The sequence below is a fragment of the Pontibacterium sp. genome (genome assembly GCF_041587635.1).
Lineage (GTDB): Bacteria > Pseudomonadota > Gammaproteobacteria > Pseudomonadales > Balneatricaceae > Pontibacterium.
Window position 1 is genome coordinate 1 of the sequence record NZ_JBFGYC010000368.1, and the last position, 4,153, is coordinate 4,153.

At 49.6% G+C, this 4,153-nt stretch carries 9 protein-coding genes; 7 read left to right on the plus strand and 2 right to left on the minus strand.

Translation table 11 applies throughout. The annotated features are described in order from the left end of the window. The 7 genes from ABYW01_RS15605 to ABYW01_RS15635 all read left to right on the plus strand — a co-directional run. Positions 1-251 (plus strand): hypothetical protein (locus tag ABYW01_RS15605; RefSeq protein WP_372834394.1); only part of this gene is annotated, 251 nt, incomplete at its 5' end. A 29-nt stretch (positions 252-280) separates the two neighbouring features. After that, complete coding sequence (locus ABYW01_RS15610) at positions 281-562, plus strand: thioredoxin family protein (protein ID WP_372834396.1); 282 nt, start codon at positions 281-283, stop codon at positions 560-562. Positions 563-564: 2 nt separating this feature from the next. Then, positions 565-1,236 (plus strand): cytochrome c biogenesis CcdA family protein, encoded by a 672-nt coding sequence (locus ABYW01_RS15615; protein ID WP_372834399.1) that lies wholly within the window; start codon positions 565-567, stop codon positions 1,234-1,236. A gap of 3 nt (positions 1,237-1,239) precedes the next feature. Next, positions 1,240-1,629 carry a heavy metal-responsive transcriptional regulator gene (locus ABYW01_RS15620; RefSeq protein WP_372834401.1) on the plus strand — a complete coding sequence of 130 codons (390 nt, stop codon included), beginning with the start codon at positions 1,240-1,242 and terminating at the stop codon, positions 1,627-1,629. A gap of 98 nt (positions 1,630-1,727) precedes the next feature. Further along, on the plus strand, positions 1,728-2,123 hold the full coding sequence (locus tag ABYW01_RS15625; protein ID WP_372834403.1) for a MerR family transcriptional regulator: 396 nt from the start codon (positions 1,728-1,730) through the stop codon (positions 2,121-2,123). 70 nt (positions 2,124-2,193) lie between these two features. Then, positions 2,194-2,604 carry an organomercurial transporter MerC gene (gene merC, locus ABYW01_RS15630; protein ID WP_372834406.1) on the plus strand — a complete coding sequence of 137 codons (411 nt, stop codon included), beginning with the start codon at positions 2,194-2,196 and terminating at the stop codon, positions 2,602-2,604. After that, complete coding sequence (locus ABYW01_RS15635) at positions 2,604-2,837, plus strand: GDCCVxC domain-containing (seleno)protein (RefSeq protein ID WP_372834409.1); 234 nt, start codon at positions 2,604-2,606, stop codon at positions 2,835-2,837. The genes merC and ABYW01_RS15635 overlap by 1 nt, the downstream gene beginning before the upstream one ends. Positions 2,838-3,000: 163 nt before the next feature. On the opposite strand, the gene bfr (ABYW01_RS15640) is transcribed toward ABYW01_RS15635, so the two are convergent. Both bfr (ABYW01_RS15640) and bfr (ABYW01_RS15645) read right to left on the minus strand, forming a co-directional pair. Beyond that, positions 3,001-3,471, minus strand: coding sequence for a bacterioferritin (bfr, locus tag ABYW01_RS15640; protein WP_372834412.1), 471 nt, complete (start codon positions 3,469-3,471; stop codon positions 3,001-3,003). A 16-nt stretch (positions 3,472-3,487) separates the two neighbouring features. Continuing rightward, entirely contained in the window at positions 3,488-3,952 is a 465-nt protein-coding gene (gene bfr / locus ABYW01_RS15645) for a bacterioferritin (protein ID WP_372834415.1), read from the minus strand. Positions 3,953-4,153 lie beyond the last annotated feature (201 nt).

A 4,153-nucleotide genomic window follows, 5' to 3' on the forward strand; every position in this document is an offset into this window, starting at 1 on the left:
GGGCAGGCGTGCCGGGTTTCGTTTACGGGGTGTTAGAGCTGAACGTCCTTGAGCGGGAGAAGAACAGGGTGTCGGGCGTCGCGGATAGCAACTCCGGTGGAACCTCCGTCTTTCTTTCCCCGGGGATCCAGTACGTCAGTAAACGCTGGGTGTGGGAGGCAGTATTGCAAGCGCCGGTGCAGCAGGACTTGAACGGCACAGCGCTGGAGAATGACTTTATCCTGCGAGCAGGATTTAGGCACAGTTTTTAGGCCCTGAAATGGCTGGGCTTGGAGGTACAATGAGCATTGACCAAAACCTGGTATTGGTAGAGGTGCTGACCGCTTCAGGCTGTGGTCGCTGTCAGAAGGCGAGATCACTGGCCCAGGAGACCGTTGCAGAGTTAAATAATGCGCGAATCCAATACCGGGAGATCAACGTGGTCGAGGAGATCGACTACGCCGTACAACTGGGTGTCCTGAGTACCCCCGCCATCGCCTTGAATGGCGAACTGGTCTTCCCTGCGCCACCGTCCAAGGCCAAATTACGCCTTGCGATTCTGGAGCGCCTTGAAGGGGCCTGAGTATGGATACCGCGACCTGGATGCAGATGGGCGGCATCGGCGGCTTGAGTGCAGCCCTGTTGGCCGGGTTCCTGTTCAGCTTCACCCCAGTGGCATTCGCCTCGATCCCGGTGGCGCTGGCCTACGTCACTCGCGCCCGCGAGTTTAAGGAAGCCGTGAATTACGGCAGCGCCTTTGCGGCCGGTCTGATCTTTACCCATGTAGTATTGGGCGTAGGAGCCGCTTTGGGTGGCGCATGGGCACAGGATTTGTTGAGCCGTCAGTGGGGTGTGGTACTTGGACCTTTACTGATCATGCTGGGCTTCTTATGGACGGGCTGGCTTCCGTTACCCATGCCCTGGCTTCCTTGGCGTGGCCGTCGTGCTGCCACGCTCTGGGGCGCGTTTATGCTCGGTATGCCGTTTACGGTGGGCGTCTGTCCGGTGTGTTCGCCGGGGCTTTGGATTGGGCTGGGCGTGAGCGCATCCATTGGGTCGGTGATTTATGGTGGTCTGCTGATGCTGGCCTTTGCCATTGGACGAGTGATTCCCCTCCTCGTGGGGGCGATCAGTATCGGTTGGCTGGAAAGCTTACTGATGGTTGGCCGTTGGCGTCGAACCTTCGAAACGTTGGGTGGGCTAACATTGATTATGGTGGGTCTTTATCTGCTGAATGAATACTATCTCTGGATTTAAGGAATGATGCGAATCGGCGAAGTCGTAGCAGAGTTGGGTATCAGTGCTGATACCTTGCGTTATTACGAAAAGATTAACCTGATGCCCCGGGTACATCGCAGCAGTGCCGGTGTACGTGCCTACAGTGACAAGGACCTCTCGCGGCTGCGTTTTATTAAACGGGCGCAAAGGATGGGGTTTAGCTTGGATGAAATCGCTCAACTACTGGATTTTCGAGAGAATCCGCAACAGGCCAAACCGAAAGTACGGGCGTTGGCGCATAAGAAATTGGCGGCGATCGAGGAACATCTTGTTGAACTAAGTACCTTGCGGGACGAGCTGCAGTTATTGACCAACCTGTGTGGTGCCAGCCAGGACGGCTGCCCCATTCTTGACGAGATTGATAAGGGTTGAGATATCGCTCTTAACTCCAGGCGCTATATGTCGTAGCAGTAGTTTTCAAGTAGTTTCAGATGCAGCCCAAGAGCAATGAGGAGTGATAATCAAAATCAATGGACAAACTGACTATTAGCACAGCGGCTAAGCAGGCTGGTGTGGGTGTCGAGACCATAAGATATTACCAACGCATTGGGCTTATCCTTGAGCCTGCGAAGCCTGCTTCTGGGTATCGAACATACACTGACCAAAATGTGCAACAGATACAGTTCATACAGCGCGCGAAGAAGCTCGGTTTTAGTCTAGTTGAAATCAAGACTCTGCTGTCCCTTGGTGAGGGGAGCTGTGATCAAACAAAGCAATTGGCATCCAGTAAGCTTGATGATGTGAAAGGGAAAATAAAAGACCTTCGCGCAATCGCAAGTACACTGGAGACACTGATCAGTTCATGTGAAGACAACAGCTCCAACTCTTCCTGCCCGATCATTGACGCCATTTCACAGGGCAAATGATTCATGCTTGATTCCGTACCATAGTACGGAGTTTATACTCAATGTATCGATTGATTTTGAGATGTAGGGTATGCAGTTATCAATACTTACCGAAAAGCTGGGGGCGTTGGGAGCTATCGTTTCGGCAATGGGATGTGTGTCATGCTTTCCCGTGCTGGGTGCTCTCGGGTCCGCCTTAGGTATGGGGTTCTTGGCACAATTTGAAGGTATTTTCATCAATACCTTACTTCCACTATTTGCGGCCATTGCGCTCGTTGCTGCCTCAGTCTCGTGGTGGTCACATAAACACCATCTGAGGGGTATTTTGGCCATTGCAGGACCCATTATGGTGCTGACCACTTTGTACCTGTTCTGGACGGACGCATGGAGCACCTACATGTTTTATGCAGCCCTTGCACTCATGTTTGGGGTAGCAGTCTGGGATCTAACTTCACCACCGCACCGAGTTTGCCAAACCACTAGACAGGACAAGGAGACGTAATGAGCAACAAGATCGTTTTAGAATCGACTATTACCTGTCCAGAGTGCGGGCATTCAAAAATGGAATCCATGCCAACCGACGCGTGCCAATGGTTTTATGAATGTGAGGGGTGCAGTACGTTACTGAAGCCACTTCCTGGCGACTGTTGTGTCTATTGCTCTTATGGCACAGTTCCTTGCCCTCCAATACAAGAAGGTACAGGTTGCTGCTCATCTAACAATACCCCTGACTGAAGTGGCCGCTTTGTGCTGTGAATTCAATAGGTCGTTGCAACACACCGATTAAATCTATCAGCTGAAAGCGGACATAGTCTGTTAGATCAAACCCAGCCTTTACACCTGATGTCTTTGTAGCTGACCAGACGCAGTAGTTCCTTAGCTAGATGTGGCTTATAACTTAACCCATTTGTGACTGAAGATAGTTCGGTAATCCAACTTTCTGGATCAATCCCAGCTGTTTCTCCAGCCAATAGGCATGATCTTCCACAGTATCTGCCAGCATCTGTTCAAGGATCTCACGGCTTTGGTAATCCTGCTCCGTTTCACAGAGTTGGATAGCAGCTTTCAGGGCTTTATCAACGGAATACTCCAACTGTAAATCGTTTTCCAGCATCTCTGGAACATCCTTACCCACTTTCAGGCCTGAACGCTTGCTGAGGTCTGGTGTCCCTTCCAGAAAGAGTATACGTTCAATCAAATTTGCCGCATGGCCTTTTTCATCATCAAACTCATGATTGATACGCTCATATAGCTTTTCCAATCCCCAATCTTGGTACATCCGGGAGTGTATAAAGTATTGGTCCATCGCGGTTAACTCCCCCGCAAGCAATTCATTTAATATGCTAACTACTTTCGTATTGCCTTTCATTTTATCCCCCACCGTTTTACATCAAGGCTTGCAGATAGTTCTCTACGCCAACCTTGCGAACAAGACCCTGTTGGGCTTCAAGCCAATCAACGTAGTCCTCTTCATCTCCCAGAATATTTTCCAGCAATTCCCGGCTCACATAGTCTTGTTTCTCTTCACAATATGCGATTGCCTCACGGAGCTGTGCCAACTCCTCCATCTCCAAGTCTAGGTCACACTGTAATATCTCTTCCACCTGCTCCCCTAAGCGCAGTTTGCCAAGATCTTGAAGGTTTGGCAGGCCTTCCAGAAACAGGATCCTCTCAATCAAAGCATCGGCTTGCTTCATATCCTTGATCGACTTTTTGTACTCCTTCTCGTTCATCTCATCTAATCCCCAGTTCTTACACATACGGGCGTGCAGAAAGTACTGGTTGATCGATGTAAGTTCCGTTTTTAGGATCTGATTCAAATAACTAAGTACTTTTTTGTCCTGACGCATTTTTGTAAACCTTCCTCAATATTTTTGATTGTAATTTGTACAGTTGGTGAGTAAAGCGTAGGCAGGACTATGAAATAAATAAAGGACAGCCTATTCCAGGGATATCTTCAGGCGGCATAGGCTGGTGTAACACTCATAAATTGAATTCGTATCTAGCGTTAAAACTTAAAACTGCATAGTCGGAAAACAAACTGACAGCAA